Genomic DNA, 16,418 nt, shown 5'->3' with positions numbered 1-16,418 from the left:
GAATTTCTTATGCTAGGAATGAAAGGAAACAAATTTACCAAAGCAGTATTGGCTGCAGCTATTGGTGTCAGTGCTTTGGTTATCTCAACAGCTAGCATGGCTGCTGAATATAATTGGCGTTTTGCTAACCTTTATGGCCGTGGTACTGCATTTGGTGAGGTCTATGAAGACTTGGCTAAAAACATTGAAACCATGTCAAATGGTCGAATAGCGGTACAGGTGCTTTATTCTGGAGAGGGAGTAGGGACCAGCGGCATTCTAAGCGCTGTGAAGTCGGGGCTTATTACGATGGGTGCACCATTTCAACCCATGCATGCTGGAGAGTTCCCTGCTGGTGTTGTAGAAGTTGGCTTACCAGGTGGTACTTCTGATGTAGCAGAGCTAACAACACTGTTTCACGATAAAGGCTTCGGTAAAGTGATGGAAGAAGCATACGCTTCACAAGGTTTAACATGGTTGGACCCTTACATTCAGCCTCCTGTCTATATCATTACTAAAGAACCTATCAATTCTCTTGAAGATTTTAAGGGTTTAAAAATCCGTGCGCCGGGTGCTTATGGCAAATTCTTGCGTAATCTTGGCGCATCGCCTGTGTCTCTTGCATGGAGTGAAATCTACACTTCACTAGCTACGGGGGTTATCGATGGATCTATCGGTTCAAACATGATTGATCACCGCGATGGTAACCACGTAGAAGTAGCGAAATATATGTACCCAACACCGCTTGCTGGTGCTCAGGTTCTGCCTATTGTCGTCAATCAAAAAGAGTGGAAGAAACTTCCTGCTGATTTACAAGCGATTGTGAAAGCGGCAACAGCTGTACATGCTCAAGAGCAAATGTCGAAATCTAAGCTGTGGGAATCTAAAGCGGTTGCTGAAATGGAAGCAAAAGGTTTGAAATGGAGTCCTAAACCGTCAGATGAAGACGTTGCTGCTTGGAAAAATGCAGGTCTGACATTAGCAAAAGAGTATGCAAGTGAAGATAAATACTCAAAACAACTTGTTGAGATTTTAGAGCAAGAGTAATGGATTCAATCAGGTGGACTTCGAGAGAGGTTCACCTGTTTTTTTAGGGATAATTTGTATGATGGAAGTCCTTTTACTGAAGTATTGTCAGTTCATAAAGTACATTGTCGGCTTAATTGGACGCTCGGTCTCTTATTTACTTCCTGTGTTGGCGGCGATTGTTTTTTACGAAGTTTTTGCCCGCTACATCTTAGGTAAACCGACAATCTGGAGCTATGACACGTCATTGTTCTTATTTGGCTATATTTCTGCGTTAGGTGGAGCATACGCCCAACAGAAAGAAGCGCATATCAACGTGGATATTCTTTACGCTAAAGTCTCTGAAAAAACGCGTCGTATTTTTGACCTGTTTACCGGAATGATTGCGATAGGTTTTCTGACTGTCATGGCAAAAGTATGTCTTGAGATGTTTTTTGAGAGTTTGCAATTCGGCTATAAAACACAGAGTGAATGGGCGCCAGCAATGCATCATTTCTGGTTGATGATTAGCGTTTCAGCTGTGATTTTTATTCTCCAGTATTCAACAGAGTTAATTTCTAACTTGTTCTTTTTGATCAAAGGCCGCGAACTGAATGGTGAAGTTCACCAACATATAGCGTTGGAAGAGCAGCCTTTTAAGGTTGATAGCGACCAATTGAATTCCGTTTTTGACAAGGAGAGCACAAATGGGAATTGAGATGTTAACCCTAGTCCTTTTGGGCTGTATTTTAGCTTCATTTGCTCTCGGAGCTCAGGTCGGTCTAGCTCTAGGCGGGATCGCTATGGGGGTCGGCTACTTAGTTTGGGGGGAGGCACTGTTTAATATTATCCCGACTACTGTTGAGAGTACCTTTTTTAACTTCATACTTCTTGCTATCCCTCTCTATATCTATATGGGACAAATTCTTACCCGTTCGGGAATTGGCGACGCAATGTTTAATGCCAGTCAACTGATGATCGGCCGTGTGAGAGGTTCTCTTGCCATTAGTGTTATCGGTGTATGTTCAATGATTGGCGCTATGGTCGGTATTATTGGTGCGGGTATTATGACTTCGAGCAGTATTGCTTTAAAACCTATGCTTGACCGTGGTTATGATAAGAAACTGGCTCTCGGAGTCATTATGGCTGGTGGCTCTTTGGGGATATTGATTCCCCCAAGTATTCCAATGATCATGTTTGCCTCAGCGACTCAAAACTCAGTGGGTAAAATGTTTCTTGGTGCTATGGTGCCTGCATTAATTACGATTGTTTTATTGATCTCTTATGTCGTTATCAGCTGTAAAATTAAGCCGGAACGTGCCCCATTTGATTCTGACAATGACATTGAAATTCCAAAAGGCTACCAATTATTTAAAACTATTCGTGATGGAGCCTCTTCGTTTGCTCTGATTGTTGTGGTGCTGGGGAGTATTATTGCTGGCATTGCGACACCTACAGAGTCCGGTGCGTTAGGCGTGGCTGGTGCTATTCTGCTCTCTATTCTGTTTAAGCGTTTTAAACCTGAAATTCTAATGAAGTCTGGTATGCAAACGGCGATGTTAGTCAGCGTTGCTATGTGGATAATATTAGGCGCTTCTGTATTCAGTAACTTCCATTTGCTGATGGGAATACAGGGAATGGTGTCAGGGTTTACTCGTGATCTTGATTTACCACCCATCGTTATCATCATGATGTTTCAAGTTATCATGCTGCTTTTGGGGTTCATTATCGATGAGTTTATCATCGTACTGATGTGTGCACCTATATTCACACCAGTAGCGGTTGCTCTTGGCTATGATCCTATTTGGTTTGGCGTATTGATGATTTTAAATATTGTTATTGCTGTGCAGACACCACCTTATGGATTTGCGCTGTTCTATTTGAAAGGGATAGCACCAAAAGGCGTAACAATGATGGACCTGTATAAGTCAGTTACACCGTTTATATTGGTTCAGTTGTTGGTGCTTATCATCTGTATGGTATTTCCAGACATTGTCACCTGGTTACCCAATAAAGTGATGGCTTGATAACGCCACATTAATCAAGTTTTCATGCTCTACCTAAGATGAATATTCATAGGTAGAGCATTTGCAAAAACGCTACATTATATTAACGAAAACGGGGTTCATGAGTAAAATAGCCCGCCTACCTATGATTTTCCTTGCATAATCTTTCATCAGTTGTTTTGAAATCAAAATAAATTCGGTCTGGAATTTGTGATCTGATGTCTTTATAATTTGCGCCCAATCGTTTACGCAACCGTTTACTTTTTACCTTTATTAGGACTCGATCATGCTGGAAAGGCTATTTAAACTCAGTGAAAACCGCACAAACGTGCGTACTGAGATCATTGCAGGGGTAACTACGTTCCTGACAATGGCTTACATTATTTTTGTGAACCCTGCCATTTTATCTTCGACAGGTATGGATAAGGGCGCTGTATTTGTGGCGACCTGTTTAGCTGCGGCTATTGGCTGTTTCATTATGGGCTTAGTTGCTAACTACCCAATCGCGCAAGCTCCTGGTATGGGTTTGAACGCTTTCTTTACCTATTCCGTTGTTCTCGGTATGGGTTACACATGGCAAGTTGCTCTAGCAGCAGTATTCTGCTCTGGTGTGCTTTTCATTCTATTGAGCCTATTTAAGATTCGTGAGTGGATCATCAACTCAATCCCAATGGCACTGAGAACAGGCATCTCTGCTGGTATCGGTTTGTTTCTTGCTTTTATTGCACTGCAAAATGCAAAAATCGTAGTAGACAACCCAGCGACCCTTGTCTCTGTTGGCGATTTCACTAGTCTTTCTCCAGTATTAGCAGCAGTAAGCTTCTTCCTGACAATTGGTCTGGTTAACCGTGGCGTAAAAGGCGCGGTAATGATTGCAATTCTACTTACTACAGGTTTAGGTTTGATTTTTGGTGATGTTCAATGGCATGGCGTTATGTCTGCTCCACCAAGTATTGCACCTACTTTCCTACAATTAGATTTCTCTGGTGTATTTGAAATCGGCATGATTTCAGTGATTTTTGCCTTCCTATTCGTTGATCTGTTTGATACAGCAGGTACATTGGTGGGCGTTGCGACTAAAGCAAATCTTATCGGTAAAGATGGCAAGATCCCTCGCTTGAACAAAGCATTGCTAGCAGACTCAACAGCAACATCTATTGGTGCTCTACTGGGTACTTCAAACACGACTTCTTATGTAGAGAGTACAGCGGGTGTAGCAGAGGGTGGACGTACAGGTTTAACTGCAGTTGTGGTTGGCATTTTGTTCCTTCTTGCATTATTCTTCTCGCCATTAGCAGGGATGATTCCAGCTTATGCAACCGCAGGCGCATTATTCTACGTTGCTATCTTGATGATGTCTGGACTTATAAGTGTTGATTGGCGTGACTTAACAGAAGCTGCACCTGTTGTTGTGACCTGTTTATTAATGCCTCTGACGTACTCAATTGCTGAAGGCATTGTACTTGGTTTCATCTCTTACACAGCGATCAAGGTTTTGAGCGGTAAAGGCCGTGATATTTCAGTTAGCGTTTGGTTTATGACAGCTATTTTCCTAGCTAAATTGATTTTCGCTTAAGTATTTAATAGGCGCAGTGAACTGCACTGCGCTTCACATGTTTTAATTTAGGTTTATTACAATGAGCAAAAAATTCGTTATCACTTGGGACAATATGCAGAACTATTGTCGTGAACTCGCTGAGCGTCAAATGCCTGCAGAACAATGGAAAGGTATCCTAGGTGTTAGCCGCGGTGGTTTAGTACCAGCAGCTATTCTCGCTCGTGAACTGGGTATTCGCTATGTAGATACAGTATGTATCTCTAGCTATGACCACGATCATCAGCGTGATATGAGTGTACTAAAAGCACCAGAGCATGACGGAGAAGGCTTCCTGATCATTGATGATTTGGTTGATAGCGGCGATACAGCACGTAAGATTCGTGAAATGTATCCAAAAGCTAAGTTCGTAACTGTATGTGCTAAACCGGCTGGCAAAGACTTAGTTGATGAATATATCGTAGATATCGAACAAGATACTTGGATTGAACAACCTTGGGATATGCAACTGTCTTTTGTTGAGCCAGTAAATCGTAAGCGTAAATAAACCAACATTGCTGTTGTTTAAACATGGCTTTTGCTTAAAAAATAGCATTTACTCAAAGATGACCCTTTCATGGGTCATTTTTTTTATTACTATATGAACCTAATCAATGGTTCGTTAAGCGAGACTGGGTTATGTCTGAAGATGGTACAAATATTAACTTGTCAGAGACGTTGTTTGTAAAGCATAAACAAGCAAAAGAAACATCGGCACTGACTCAATACATGCCTAGTAATATAGAGTTTCTGCAGAAGAAGAAGCAGAGCGAAGGGTTCTCTTGGTATCGTAATGTTCGCCGCCTTCAATGGGTGTGGCAAGGTGTGAATCCTATCGAACAAGAGGAAGTGCTATCTCGTATTGCATCCTCTACACACTCCCGTACCGATGACGATTGGCTTGACACAGTGATGGGATATCACAACGGTAACTGGACATTTGAGTGGACGCGTCTTGGTATGAAGCATCAGAAAACCGCTTCTGTATTAGAAGGTGATGCAGCAGCGGAAGAGCTCTTTAAAGCGTCTCTCTGCTTTAGTATTGCCGGTTATCCACATCTGAAAAACGACAACCTAGCTCTTCAAGCACAAGTACTAGCAAACAAGGCCTACTCTGAAGCGGCCAAGTTAACCAATTACATCGTTAAGCAACTCGATTTCACCTATCAAAATAGAAAGTTCTCAGGTTACTTACATCTGACTAATACCGATAAACCCCATCCGGTAGTGATCGTGAGTGCTGGATTGGATAGCTTACAAACTGACATGTGGCGCTTATTTCGTGATTATTTGGCAAAACACGATATCGCGATGCTAACAATCGACATGCCTTCTATTGGTCAAAGTTCTCAGTGGCCACTCACTGAGGATACATCTTGCCTTCACCAAGCTGTGATTAATCAGTTGACCGATATTCCTTGGGTCGACCATTTTTGTATTGGGTTAATCGGTTTCCGCTTTGGCGGCAATGCTATGGTTCGTTTGTCATTTCTAGAGCAAGAAAAAGTCAAAGCATGTGTCGCTATTGGTGCTCCTCTCCACGATGTGTGGACATCTCCGACCAAACTCAAACAAATGCCTAAAATGTATCTCGACATATTGGCATCAAGATTGGGTAAAGAAGCGGTAGATATCGATAGCTTATCTGGTCAATTGAAGGCTTGGTCGCTAAAAACGCAAGGCTTCCTGAGTAGCCGACGCACAAAAGTGCCGATTCTGGCTCTCGGTTTAGAAGGTGATCCGGTATCACCACATTCAGACAACCAACTTGCGGCGATTTTTAGTCAAGGTGGCAAAGCTAAACAGATAAAAAGCAAAACAATTTCGCAAGGATATGAGCAATCCCTCGATTTGGCGATAAAGTGGCTTCAAGAGGAACTCTGTAGGTGACATTTCTCCTAAATTAGTTAAGAGTAATATTTGCACTAAATATATGCTTTTTAAGGCATATAAATAGTAGTGATATTTATTCTTATCGATGGAAATGGAGAATCCTATGCCGGAAGGGACGAAAAATCCGACGCACTACCGATTATTATCCGCATTTAAAGCAATTGGCCCTTATTTACGTGAAGGAAAATGTAAAGAAGGTAGCTATTTGTTTGACTGTTTAGCAGCCTGTGTGGATGACAAAAAGGCGCCAGAAAAACGTGAATTCTGGGGATGGTGGATGGTACTTGATCAGACAGACACCGGATATGAGGCAAAATATCAATCGGGACGTTACAACTTAGCGGGTGAATGGGAAGCCAAAGCGATTCCTAAAGCTTCGTTATCTGACGTTATCCAAAACCAAGAAGAGTTTCATAAGAAGCTAGAACAGACATTAGATGAGCGTTTCGGCTTAACGCTTTCTATGCATGAAGAATCAGCAGAATTTGTGTGATTTTAGCTATTTGAATGTTACTGAACGTAAAAGGTGCTATTTAGCACCTTTTTCTTCTTGTGCTCAGCGCGGTTGATTGCTAAAACATCTTCTCTTAACTGTTTTCAATTTGAAGAAGAAGGCATGAAAACGAATCAGCAAAGCGGAACTACAGCGCAAACTGTCGTTGTAAAACTAGGAACCAGTGTTCTTACCGGTGGCACACTTGCTCTTGATAGAGCTCATATGGTCGAGCTTGCTCGTCAGTGTGCAGAACTGAAAAAACAAGGCCACTCTGTGGTGATTGTATCTTCGGGTGCAATTGCAGCAGGCCGAGAACATTTAGGTTACCCCGCACTGCCCAACGCGATGTCGAGCAAACAGTTGCTTGCTGCGGTTGGACAAAGCCAACTGATTCAAGTTTGGGAGTCACTGTTCGCTATCTACGGCATCAAGATTGGTCAAATGCTGTTAACGCGTGCCGATCTTGAAGATCGTGAACGTTTCTTAAATGCGCGTGACACCATTAACGCTTTAGTTGAACACGACATTATCCCTGTCGTTAATGAAAACGATGCGGTAGCAACCAGCGAAATCAAAGTAGGGGACAATGACAACTTGTCCGCTCTTGTGGGTATTTTGTGTGGTGCGGATAAACTTCTGCTACTGACTGACCAGAAAGGTCTGTTTACCGCCGACCCTCGTAAAGATCCGCATGCGGAACTGATTAAAGAGGTCAAAACCATTGATGACACCTTGCGTAAAATCGCGGGTGGCAGTGGCACTACTTTAGGCACTGGTGGTATGGCTACCAAACTGCAAGCGGCTGATATTGCACGCCGAGCAGGTATTGAAGTGATAATTGCCGCAGGTCGTGCTGAAAACGTCATCTTTGACTCTTTAAGTGATGCACCGCAAGGGACTCGCTTCTTACCTTTAGAAGAGTCATTGGAAAATCGCAAACGCTGGATACTCGCCGGACCATCTGCTTCGGGTGATATCGTGATTGACGACGGTGCGGTTAAAGCGGTCAATGAAAAAGGCAGCAGCCTGCTTGCAAAAGGTGTTGTGAGTGTTCATGGTCAGTTCTCCCGTGGCGAAGTGGTTCGAGTGACTGATAAAGCTGGAAAGCTTGTCGCACGTGGTATCGCAGCATATTCAAATTCAGATCTAGCAAAAATTGCAGGCAAACACAGTAAAATGATTATCGACATCCTTGGTTATGATTACGGCTCAGAAGTCGTTCACCGAGATGATATGGTCGTGATCCAAGAATAAATCGAGGATAGGCATGGACTTAACTATTATGGGAAAAGCGGCGAAAGACGCGGCTTTTCAACTCGCTACAGCGACAACAGCACAGAAAAACCAAGCGTTATCAATTATTGCTGATGAGCTTGAAGCTAATACAGACATTATTCTGGCTGCCAACGCAAAAGATATTGAGCTAGGCCGCGAAGCTGGTTTATCGGACGCACTGCTCGATCGTCTGTTACTGAATAAAGAACGTTTAACGGGCATTGCAAACGATGTGCGTAATGTCATCAGTCTTAATGATCCAGTTGGTAGCGAAATAGACAGTAAGGTACTGGAAAACGGTATGTCATTGTCTCGTCGTCGTGTGCCGCTTGGTGTGGTTGGCGTTATTTACGAAGCGCGACCAAATGTAACCATCGACATTGCTGCTTTGTGCTTGAAAACCGGTAACGCTTCTATTTTACGTGGCGGAAAAGAAACTTTTTTCTCCAACATGGAGTTGGTCAAGGTTATTCAATCCGCACTAGAAAAAGCACAGCTACCTTCGGCATCAGTCCAGTACATTGAAAAACCGGATCGTGAATTGGTTTCTCAGCTACTTAAGCTGGATGATTACGTGGATATGATCATTCCTCGTGGCGGTGCGGGTTTACACAAAATGTGTAAAGAAAACAGCACTATTCCAGTGATTATTGGTGGGTTTGGTATCAGTCATATTTACGTTGACCAAAGTGCAGATTTGGACAAAACCGTGGATGTGATTGAAAACGCGAAAGTGCAACGTCCATCGGCGTGTAACGCGTTAGATACACTTTTGGTTCATCAGGATATTGCTCAATCACTGCTTGAAAAATTGATGGTGAAATTGAATGGCAAAGTAACCTTCGTTGCAGAGCCAAAAGCGAAAGCCCTGATGCAATCGGCAGAAAAAATTCGCGATGCTCAAGACGGCGACTTTGATACTGAGTGGTTAAGCTACACCTTAGGTGTCAAAGTGGTTAAGAATGTGGATGAAGCGATTGATCACATGCGTGAGCACAATGCGAGTCACTCTGATGCCATCATGACCAATGATCTGTTCAACGCTGAAAAATTCATTAACTCAGCGGGCTCTGCGGCGGTATATGTTAACGCTTCGACTCGTTTCACTGATGGTGCTCAGTTTGGCTTGGGTGCAGAAGTTGCGGTATCGACACAAAAACTGCATGCACGCGGACCAATGGGCTTGGAAGAGCTAACCAGTTACAAGTGGGTGGGTAAGGCAAATTATCTTTCTCGTGCTTAATTACTCTTTTCGAACTGCAGTTATATTCTGTATTTTAAGCAATTAATCCATTGAAATGGGGCGTATAACGCCCCTTTTTGTTTTCTTAATATTAGTGATTCCTGTAAACTAGCCAAGGTTCCGTTCTGCTCGAAAAGTCAACGGAACCTTACTATGGAGGTGGTATGCATTGTCCTTTTTGTTCTGAAAACGATACGAAAGTCATCGATTCCCGTCTTGTGGCTGATGGACACCAAGTTCGTCGTCGTCGCCAATGTCTTGCATGTAGCGAACGTTTCACTACTTTTGAAACCGCAGAATTAGTGATGCCAAGAGTCATTAAGTCGAATGGTAATCGCGAACCTTTTGATGAAGATAAAATGATTGGCGGCCTGCAACGTGCATTAGAAAAACGCCCTGTGAGCGCAGATTCTATTGAGCTTGCGATAAGCACGATTAAATCCAAACTAAGAGCCACTGGCGAGCGAGAAGTGCCTAGTCAGCTAATTGGTAACCTTGTTATGGATGCATTGAAAGAATTAGATAAAGTTGCCTACATTCGTTTTGCTTCGGTTTATCGTAGTTTCGAAGATGTACGTGAATTTGGCGAAGAAATTGCCAAGTTAGAAGACTGATTTCCAGCGCTCGAAAATTCCCTGAATAAGAATAGATGATGCCGAAGTTTACCCCTTTTGATCACCAAATGATGACGCGAGCGATTAAGCTCGCTCAAAAAGGTCGCTTTACCACTGCTCCCAACCCTAATGTCGGTTGTGTGATCACCCAAGGCGAATCCATCGTTGGTGAAGGTTTCCATTACCGCGCAGGTGAACCTCATGCCGAAGTTCATGCCTTGCGTATGGCTGGTGAATCCTCTCGTGGTGCGACCGCTTATGTCACTTTAGAACCGTGTTCTCATTACGGACGCACACCTCCATGTGCTGAAGGCCTGATTAATGCTGGCGTCTCTAAAGTTATATGTGCGATGCAAGATCCTAATCCTCAAGTTTCTGGTCGCGGTATTCAAATGCTACGCGATGCCGGCATTGAGGTAGAAGTCGGTTTGCTTGAAGGTGATGCGAAAGCGTTGAACCCTGCATTCATCAAGCGTATGCAAACAGGCATGCCGTTTGTCCAACTGAAAATGGCAGCCAGTATCGATGGTCAAACCGCGCTTGCTAACGGCAAGAGTCAGTGGATCACATCAAAACAGGCTCGCCAAAACGTTCAGAATTATCGAGCACAAGCAGGCGCAATACTGTCTACTAGCCAAACGGTTATTGATGATAATGCATCATTAACCGTGCGTTGGAATGAGCTGCCAGAAAGCGTAAAAGAGCACTATCCCGAAGCCGAATTGCGTCAACCCGCTCGCGTCATTTTGGACAGGCAGAATAAATTACATCCGCAGCTAGCACTGTATGCTTCTCACTCTCCTGTATTGCGAGTCAGTAATGAAAATGCTGAAGTCATCGTTGAAGTGAACCAATCAGGTCAGCTAGATTTGCGCCAAACATTCGCGACATTAGCCAAGACGCACAATATCAACCATATTTGGGTAGAGGCTGGATCGACGCTTGCAAAATCTTTGCTTGAAGAGCAATTGGTTGACGAGCTTGTTTTGTATCTGGCACCTAAAATTATGGGTAGTGACGGTCGCGGTTTATTCGGCGCGTTTGGCTTAACGGATATGCAGCAAGTGCTGGAACTTGATATTAAAGATTGCCGGCTGGTGGGCTCGGACGTTCGACTTGTCGCCGTTCCTAAGCCAATAGAATCCAAAAGAAAAGATTAATCATATGTTTACTGGAATTGTCGAAGCGGTCGGCCAACTTACCGCAATCACACCAAAAGGCGAAGACGTCACCATCACTGTCAATGTCGGCAAACTGGATATGTCTGATGTTAAGTTGGGTGACAGTATTGCGACTAACGGTGTGTGTTTAACTGTCGTGGACTTTAATGACACGAGTTACAGCGCTGACTTATCGCTGGAAACACTGAAAAAGTCGGGCTTTGCCGATTACAAAGCGGGCGACAAGGTGAACTTGGAAAAAGCCATGCTGCCAACCACTCGCTTTGGTGGACATATTGTATCGGGTCACGTTGATGGGGTTGGCGAGATCGTCGAGCGCAACATCGTAGGCCGAGCTATCGAATTCTGGGTTGAATTACCTGAAGAACTGAATAAATACGTTGCAGAGAAAGGCTCAATTACCGTTGATGGTATTAGTCTGACCGTCAATGATTTGCGTAAGAACGCATTTAAACTGACCATCGTTCCTCACACCACTCAGGAAACCACGATCGATTCGTTCCAAGTCGGACGAAAAGTGAATTTGGAAGTGGACGTATTAGCGCGTTATCTAGAGCGTTTACTGCAAGGAAGAGAGCAGGCAAAACAACCTGAATCTCGATTGACGATGGAATTTCTGCAACAGAACGGTTTTGCTTAACTCTGTTCTACTTTAACCCGATTGACTTAACGGAAGTCGCGTAAGCGGCTAACAATAGGATAAGAATAATGCCAATCAGCACGCCACAAGAAATTATTGAAGATATCCGCCTTGGTAAAATGGTTATCCTGATGGATGACGAAGACCGTGAGAACGAAGGCGATTTAATCGTTGCTGCGGAACACATTACGCCAGAAGTTATTAACTTTATGGCGACACATGGCCGTGGTTTGATCTGTCTGACTATGACCAAAGAGCGCTGTGAAAAGTTAGGCTTGCCACCAATGGTGCAAGACAACAATGCTCAGTACAGCACCGCTTTCACTGTATCAATTGAAGCGGCAGAAGGTGTAACTACGGGTATTTCTGCAGCAGACCGCGCTCGCACCGTTCAAGCGGCTGTGGCAAAAGACGCTAAAGCGTCTGATCTTGTGCAGCCGGGGCATATTTTCCCGCTGACAGCTCAAGATGGTGGTGTTTTAGTTCGTGCAGGTCACACTGAAGCGGGTTGCGATTTGGCGCGTCTTGCTGGATTAGAACCTGCGTCTGTGATTGTGGAAATTCTTAACGATGACGGCAGCATGGCTCGTCGCCCTGACCTAGAAATTTTTGCAGAGAAGCACGGTATTAAACTCGGCACAATCGCTGCACTGATTGAACATCGCAATAACACAGAAACGACGATTGAACGCGTAGCTAAGTGCAAACTGCCAACAGAATATGGTGATTTTGAATTGGTTACTTACCGCGACATCATCGATAACCAAGTTCACTTTGCGATGCAAAAAGGCGATTTAACGGAAAAAGCGCCATTAGTTCGTGTTCATCTACAAGACATGTTTACAGACATTCTTCACAGCAACAGAAGCTCTGATCGCAGTTGGACTCTACAAAGTGCGATGAAACGTATAGCTGAAGAAGGTGGTGTACTGGTCATTCTGGGCAACGAAGAGTCGAGTGATCTTTTGGTTCACCGCATCAAAATGTTTGAGCAGCAAGACAGTGGTGATGCGCCAGCAATGGCTAAGAAGCAGGGTACGTCACGCCGTGTAGGAGTGGGCTCGCAAATTCTAGCTGACTTGGGGGTTCGTGATATGCGTTTGCTCTCTTCACCAAACAAAAAGTATCACGCACTAGGTGGCTTTGGTCTGAACGTTGTTGAGTACGTTTGCGAATAATCCAAAAAGCTAGGCGCTAAAATTAACCCGTAATAGATTTCTATTGCGGGTTAAATTTCATCTTTATTTTTAATTCAAGTGATTGAATGTCGGTTATTCATAACTACGCGAGCCAATTTCCATTAGATATAGCTCACAAACTTATGCTAGAATCCGGCGATTCTCACTTGATGAACCAGAGTTAAAGGAAAGCTTATGAAAGTGATAGAAGGTGGTTTCCCAGCACCCAATGCAAAAGTAGCGATTGTGATTTCTCGTTTCAACAGTTTTATTAACGAAAGTCTATTGTCTGGTGCCATCGACACTTTGAAGCGTCACGGTCAGGTGAGCGACGATAACATCACTGTGGTTCGCTGCCCAGGTGCAGTTGAACTGCCACTTACTGCGCAACGTGTTGCAAAAACAGGTAAATTTGACGCTATCGTTTCTCTAGGCTCAGTGATCCGTGGTGGTACACCACACTTTGACTATGTTTGTAGTGAAATGAATAAAGGTTTGGCACAAGTGTCTATGGAATTCAGCATTCCAGTGGCATTTGGTGTACTAACTGTTGATACAATCGATCAAGCTATTGAACGCGCAGGAACCAAGGCTGGTAATAAAGGTGCAGAAGCTGCACTAAGCGCACTTGAGATGATTAACGTTCTTTCTGAAATTGATTCCTAATGGGGGCCAGTGTGAAACCAGCCGCACGTCGTAATGCACGTCAATTTGCGCTACAAGCTATTTATTCGTGGCAAATTACTAAAGATAATGTTGCAACAATTGAAGAGCAATTTTTATCAAATGGTAAGTATGATGAAGAAGAGCATCACGCATCTGAACCAGCACTAGCTGCGCCAGAAACTGACGTTGTTTATTTCCGCGACCTTTTAGCGGGTGTCGTGCTTAACCACATGGAACTAGATAGCAAGCTAAGACCTTTTGTGTCTCGCCCAATGCAAGACCTAGATATGATGGAGCTAGCATTGCTCCGTCTTGCAATGTACGAGATGACTCGTCGTGATGATGTACCTTACAAAGTCGTTATCAACGAAGCGATTGAGCTAGCGAAAGTATTCGCAGCAGAAGATAGCCATAAGTTTGTTAACGGTGTGCTTGATAAAGCAGCGCCGCACGTACGTAAAAAATCGTAATTCGATTTAGCATATAAAGGTCAGCAATTGCTGACCTTTTTTATATCGTGAATATCAAATGTCTATTCGACAGGATTGGAATGACCGAATGTTTGGTGAATTTAACCTAATCGATAAATATTTTTCTGCTCGTCAAACTCAGCGTAAAGATGTCCATCTCGCGCTTGGGGACGACTGTGCTATTGTGAAAGCGCCGGAAGGTGTACGTATTGCTATCAGTACGGATACCTTAGTAGCGGGCACTCACTTCTTAGCGGATGCTAATCCTGCTTGGGTGGCTCATAAGGCATTAGCCTCAAACATCAGTGATTTAGCCGCAATGGGGGCTACGCCTGCTTGGGTCTCAATGGCGTTAACTTTACCTTCTATTGATGAAGCTTGGCTGAAGCCATTTTGTGACGCGTTTTTCGAACTCGCGAATTACTACAATATCCAGCTTATAGGTGGAGATACAACTAAAGGCCCTCTCAGCATTAGTTTGACAGTGCAAGGATTTGTACCGGATAACCGAGCTTTAACTCGTTCGGGCGCTAAAGTTGGTGACTGGATTTATGTCACAGGTGAACTGGGTGACAGTCAGGCTGGGTTAAGTGTTGTGCTTGATTCTGAAAAAAGGCATGAACCTTTCGCTTTGGAGTTGGAAAAGCGCCATTATATCTCTCACCCGAGAGTCTTGGCGGGGCAAGCTCTATTGAACGTCGCTTCGTCCGCGATTGATATTTCTGATGGTCTTATTGCAGACTTAAAACATATTTTGAATCGCTCACAAGTCGGTGCTTCTATTGATACCAGCCTGTTGCCTATCTCCAAAGAACTCATTCAATTCCTTGGTGATATCTCTGACGCTCAAAAATGTGCTTTAACCAGTGGCGAAGAGTACGAGTTATGTTTTACTGTGCCAGAACAGAATAAAGGTTCGCTTGAAAGTGTGCTTGCGCATACGGGCACCAAGGTGACCTGTATCGGTCAAATTCGACCTCATGGCACATTTGAACTGCACAACAAAGGTAAAAAGCTGAATTGGTCACTGGAAGGATACGATCATTTCAAGGCTGATGTATAAGGTAGAAGTATGACGAATCCTAAATCACTCATCTCATTAAGTAATCCTTGGCATTTGCTGGCTACCGGTTTTGGAAGCGGTTTGTCTCCAATTGTTCCTGGTACGGTGGGAACACTGGCTTCAGTACCGTTATACTTGTTACTTGTGCAGTTGCCTTTATGGTTGTACGTATCAGTTCTGGTTGTCGCCAGTATCGTAGGGATTAAAATTTGCCAAATTACTTCCGATGACATGAAAGTGCATGATCATGGCTCGATTGTCTGGGATGAATTCGCAGGTTTTTGGATCACTATGCTGGTGGTGCCTATGTTTAATCTGCCCGTTTTCGATTGGAAATGGCTTGTAACCGGCTTTGTCTTGTTCCGCTTTTTCGACATGGTAAAACCTTGGCCAATAGGTTGGCTAGACAAACGTGTTCATGGCGGGCTAGGCATCATGATTGATGATTTAGTGGCGGGTGTGATGTCCGCTGTTAGTCTTGGACTGATTGGCTATTGGGCGGGGTGGATGGTCTAGTCTCTCGGCATTCTTGCGAAGGCAAAAATCTACGAACAGCGCATGACTATTAGATTCCAGCTTTTGCAGTAATCATAGAAAAATTAAGGTTCCCAATGGGAACCTTTTCTGTTTATAACCGTTGAGTTTACAGTTTTTCGAGGTCTGCTTCGATTTCCGCTATCTTGCTTGCGACCACTTTTTCCAAGTGGCGAAGATCTTTCAATATCTTCTGTTTAACATCGATTTCTTCTGGTGTCTCATGTCGGGTTATTTTATTGAGCTCATCAATAATCAACGTTAAGTTGCGGTTGATTTCTGTGACCTCTTTATATTGATGACTTCCACTGTCAACCAAAACGCTTTTTTTCTGCCTTGGGTATTTGAATTTTACACTTTTGGCGAATAATTCGCCTTTTTGCTTCTTAAAGTAGATTTTTAACACATCTTTTTGCGCCTCTTGGCGTAAAGAGTAGCGTTCTATCTGGCTAGGATCATGAATTCCTAAGCCATTGAGGTGTGGAAACATAAGCGACCTCTAGGTTTGTGTTTTACATCAATTTTATAGGGTCTGAGTAGTTTGAAATTTAGACAGACCCTGAGGTAAATGTAGCAGCCTC

The 16,418-nt window shown here is 43.6% G+C and carries 18 protein-coding genes; 17 read left to right on the top strand and 1 reads right to left on the bottom strand.

Going from position 1 to position 16,418, the window contains the following annotated elements; all coding sequences use genetic code 11:
* The first annotated feature begins 9 nt into the window (after positions 1–9).
* From AAGA51_RS11995 to pgpA, 17 genes are all read left to right on the top strand, one after another.
* Positions 10–1,026: a TRAP transporter substrate-binding protein gene (locus AAGA51_RS11995; RefSeq protein WP_042480184.1), complete on the top strand. Its 1,017-nt coding sequence runs from the start codon at positions 10–12 to the stop codon at positions 1,024–1,026.
* A 58-nt stretch (positions 1,027–1,084) separates the two neighbouring features.
* The gene (locus tag AAGA51_RS11990) at positions 1,085–1,702 is read left to right on the top strand and encodes a TRAP transporter small permease subunit (RefSeq protein WP_042480181.1); all 618 of its coding nucleotides are present in this window, start codon (positions 1,085–1,087) and stop codon (positions 1,700–1,702) included.
* Entirely contained in the window at positions 1,692–3,011 is a 1,320-nt protein-coding gene (locus AAGA51_RS11985; RefSeq protein ID WP_042480179.1) for a TRAP transporter large permease, read from the top strand. The genes AAGA51_RS11990 and AAGA51_RS11985 overlap by 11 nt, the downstream gene beginning before the upstream one ends.
* Before the next feature lie 265 nt (positions 3,012–3,276).
* A complete protein-coding gene (locus tag AAGA51_RS11980) occupies positions 3,277–4,566 on the top strand; it encodes an NCS2 family permease (protein ID WP_042480177.1) in 1,290 nt (429 codons plus the stop codon).
* Between the two features lie 61 nt (positions 4,567–4,627).
* Positions 4,628–5,092, top strand: coding sequence for a xanthine phosphoribosyltransferase (gpt, locus tag AAGA51_RS11975; RefSeq protein WP_042480174.1), 465 nt, complete (start codon positions 4,628–4,630; stop codon positions 5,090–5,092).
* Between the two features lie 131 nt (positions 5,093–5,223).
* On the top strand, positions 5,224–6,474 hold the full coding sequence (gene frsA / locus AAGA51_RS11970) for an esterase FrsA (RefSeq protein ID WP_042480172.1): 1,251 nt from the start codon (positions 5,224–5,226) through the stop codon (positions 6,472–6,474).
* 106 nt (positions 6,475–6,580) lie between these two features.
* Entirely contained in the window at positions 6,581–6,970 is a 390-nt protein-coding gene (crl, locus tag AAGA51_RS11965) for a sigma factor-binding protein Crl (RefSeq protein WP_042480169.1), read from the top strand.
* A gap of 123 nt (positions 6,971–7,093) precedes the next feature.
* Positions 7,094–8,227, top strand: a complete 1,134-nt coding sequence (proB, locus tag AAGA51_RS11960) for a glutamate 5-kinase (protein WP_042480756.1) — start codon at positions 7,094–7,096, stop codon at positions 8,225–8,227.
* 13 nt (positions 8,228–8,240) lie between these two features.
* Entirely contained in the window at positions 8,241–9,491 is a 1,251-nt protein-coding gene (locus AAGA51_RS11955) for a glutamate-5-semialdehyde dehydrogenase (protein ID WP_042480168.1), read from the top strand.
* A gap of 164 nt (positions 9,492–9,655) precedes the next feature.
* On the top strand, positions 9,656–10,105 hold the full coding sequence (nrdR, locus tag AAGA51_RS11950) for a transcriptional regulator NrdR (protein WP_042480166.1): 450 nt from the start codon (positions 9,656–9,658) through the stop codon (positions 10,103–10,105).
* A gap of 38 nt (positions 10,106–10,143) precedes the next feature.
* Positions 10,144–11,265: a bifunctional diaminohydroxyphosphoribosylaminopyrimidine deaminase/5-amino-6-(5-phosphoribosylamino)uracil reductase RibD gene (gene ribD, locus AAGA51_RS11945; protein WP_042480163.1), complete on the top strand. Its 1,122-nt coding sequence runs from the start codon at positions 10,144–10,146 to the stop codon at positions 11,263–11,265.
* A 4-nt stretch (positions 11,266–11,269) separates the two neighbouring features.
* Positions 11,270–11,926: a riboflavin synthase gene (locus tag AAGA51_RS11940; protein ID WP_042480161.1), complete on the top strand. Its 657-nt coding sequence runs from the start codon at positions 11,270–11,272 to the stop codon at positions 11,924–11,926.
* A 68-nt stretch (positions 11,927–11,994) separates the two neighbouring features.
* Positions 11,995–13,104 carry a bifunctional 3,4-dihydroxy-2-butanone-4-phosphate synthase/GTP cyclohydrolase II gene (gene ribBA / locus AAGA51_RS11935; RefSeq protein WP_042480159.1) on the top strand — a complete coding sequence of 370 codons (1,110 nt, stop codon included), beginning with the start codon at positions 11,995–11,997 and terminating at the stop codon, positions 13,102–13,104.
* Positions 13,105–13,299: 195 nt separating this feature from the next.
* Positions 13,300–13,770 (top strand): 6,7-dimethyl-8-ribityllumazine synthase, encoded by a 471-nt coding sequence (gene ribH / locus AAGA51_RS11930; RefSeq protein WP_042480155.1) that lies wholly within the window; start codon positions 13,300–13,302, stop codon positions 13,768–13,770.
* Complete coding sequence (nusB, locus tag AAGA51_RS11925) at positions 13,770–14,240, top strand: transcription antitermination factor NusB (RefSeq protein WP_042480152.1); 471 nt, start codon at positions 13,770–13,772, stop codon at positions 14,238–14,240. Before ribH ends, nusB begins: the two co-directional genes overlap by 1 nt.
* 88 nt (positions 14,241–14,328) lie before the next feature.
* The gene (thiL, locus tag AAGA51_RS11920; protein WP_042480150.1) at positions 14,329–15,303 is read left to right on the top strand and encodes a thiamine-phosphate kinase; all 975 of its coding nucleotides are present in this window, start codon (positions 14,329–14,331) and stop codon (positions 15,301–15,303) included.
* 9 nt (positions 15,304–15,312) lie between these two features.
* Positions 15,313–15,819: a phosphatidylglycerophosphatase A gene (gene pgpA / locus AAGA51_RS11915; protein ID WP_042480147.1), complete on the top strand. Its 507-nt coding sequence runs from the start codon at positions 15,313–15,315 to the stop codon at positions 15,817–15,819.
* Between the two features lie 127 nt (positions 15,820–15,946).
* On the opposite strand, the gene AAGA51_RS11910 is transcribed toward pgpA, so the two are convergent.
* On the bottom strand, positions 15,947–16,327 hold the full coding sequence (locus tag AAGA51_RS11910; RefSeq protein ID WP_042480145.1) for a DUF3461 family protein: 381 nt from the start codon (positions 16,325–16,327) through the stop codon (positions 15,947–15,949).
* Positions 16,328–16,418: the final 91 nt, after the last annotated feature.

The organism is Vibrio diazotrophicus (genome assembly GCF_038452265.1).
Classification (GTDB): domain Bacteria; phylum Pseudomonadota; class Gammaproteobacteria; order Enterobacterales; family Vibrionaceae; genus Vibrio; species Vibrio diazotrophicus.
The sequence above is the reverse complement of the archived record's forward strand: the minus strand, read 5'-3'. Positions and strand labels throughout refer to the sequence as shown.

Excerpts from the sequence above, each read along its gene's own strand:
- thiL (WP_042480150.1), top strand. The coding sequence starts at position 14,329 with ATGTTTGGTGAATTTAACCTAATCGATAAATATTTTTCTGCTCGTCAA.
- ribH (WP_042480155.1), top strand. The coding sequence starts at position 13,300 with ATGAAAGTGATAGAAGGTGGTTTCCCAGCACCCAATGCAAAAGTAGCG.
- pgpA (WP_042480147.1), top strand. The coding sequence starts at position 15,313 with ATGACGAATCCTAAATCACTCATCTCATTAAGTAATCCTTGGCATTTG.
- ribBA (WP_042480159.1), top strand. The coding sequence starts at position 11,995 with ATGCCAATCAGCACGCCACAAGAAATTATTGAAGATATCCGCCTTGGT.
- AAGA51_RS11980 (WP_042480177.1), top strand. The coding sequence starts at position 3,277 with ATGCTGGAAAGGCTATTTAAACTCAGTGAAAACCGCACAAACGTGCGT.
- ribD (WP_042480163.1), top strand. The coding sequence starts at position 10,144 with ATGCCGAAGTTTACCCCTTTTGATCACCAAATGATGACGCGAGCGATT.
- AAGA51_RS11990 (WP_042480181.1), top strand. The coding sequence starts at position 1,085 with ATGATGGAAGTCCTTTTACTGAAGTATTGTCAGTTCATAAAGTACATT.
- crl (WP_042480169.1), top strand. The coding sequence starts at position 6,581 with ATGCCGGAAGGGACGAAAAATCCGACGCACTACCGATTATTATCCGCA.
- nrdR (WP_042480166.1), top strand. The coding sequence starts at position 9,656 with ATGCATTGTCCTTTTTGTTCTGAAAACGATACGAAAGTCATCGATTCC.
- AAGA51_RS11940 (WP_042480161.1), top strand. The coding sequence starts at position 11,270 with ATGTTTACTGGAATTGTCGAAGCGGTCGGCCAACTTACCGCAATCACA.
- AAGA51_RS11985 (WP_042480179.1), top strand. The coding sequence starts at position 1,692 with ATGGGAATTGAGATGTTAACCCTAGTCCTTTTGGGCTGTATTTTAGCT.
- nusB (WP_042480152.1), top strand. The coding sequence starts at position 13,770 with ATGGGGGCCAGTGTGAAACCAGCCGCACGTCGTAATGCACGTCAATTT.
- gpt (WP_042480174.1), top strand. The coding sequence starts at position 4,628 with ATGAGCAAAAAATTCGTTATCACTTGGGACAATATGCAGAACTATTGT.
- AAGA51_RS11910 (WP_042480145.1), bottom strand. The coding sequence starts at position 16,327 with ATGTTTCCACACCTCAATGGCTTAGGAATTCATGATCCTAGCCAGATA.
- AAGA51_RS11995 (WP_042480184.1), top strand. The coding sequence starts at position 10 with ATGCTAGGAATGAAAGGAAACAAATTTACCAAAGCAGTATTGGCTGCA.
- AAGA51_RS11955 (WP_042480168.1), top strand. The coding sequence starts at position 8,241 with ATGGACTTAACTATTATGGGAAAAGCGGCGAAAGACGCGGCTTTTCAA.
- proB (WP_042480756.1), top strand. The coding sequence starts at position 7,094 with ATGAAAACGAATCAGCAAAGCGGAACTACAGCGCAAACTGTCGTTGTA.
- frsA (WP_042480172.1), top strand. The coding sequence starts at position 5,224 with ATGTCTGAAGATGGTACAAATATTAACTTGTCAGAGACGTTGTTTGTA.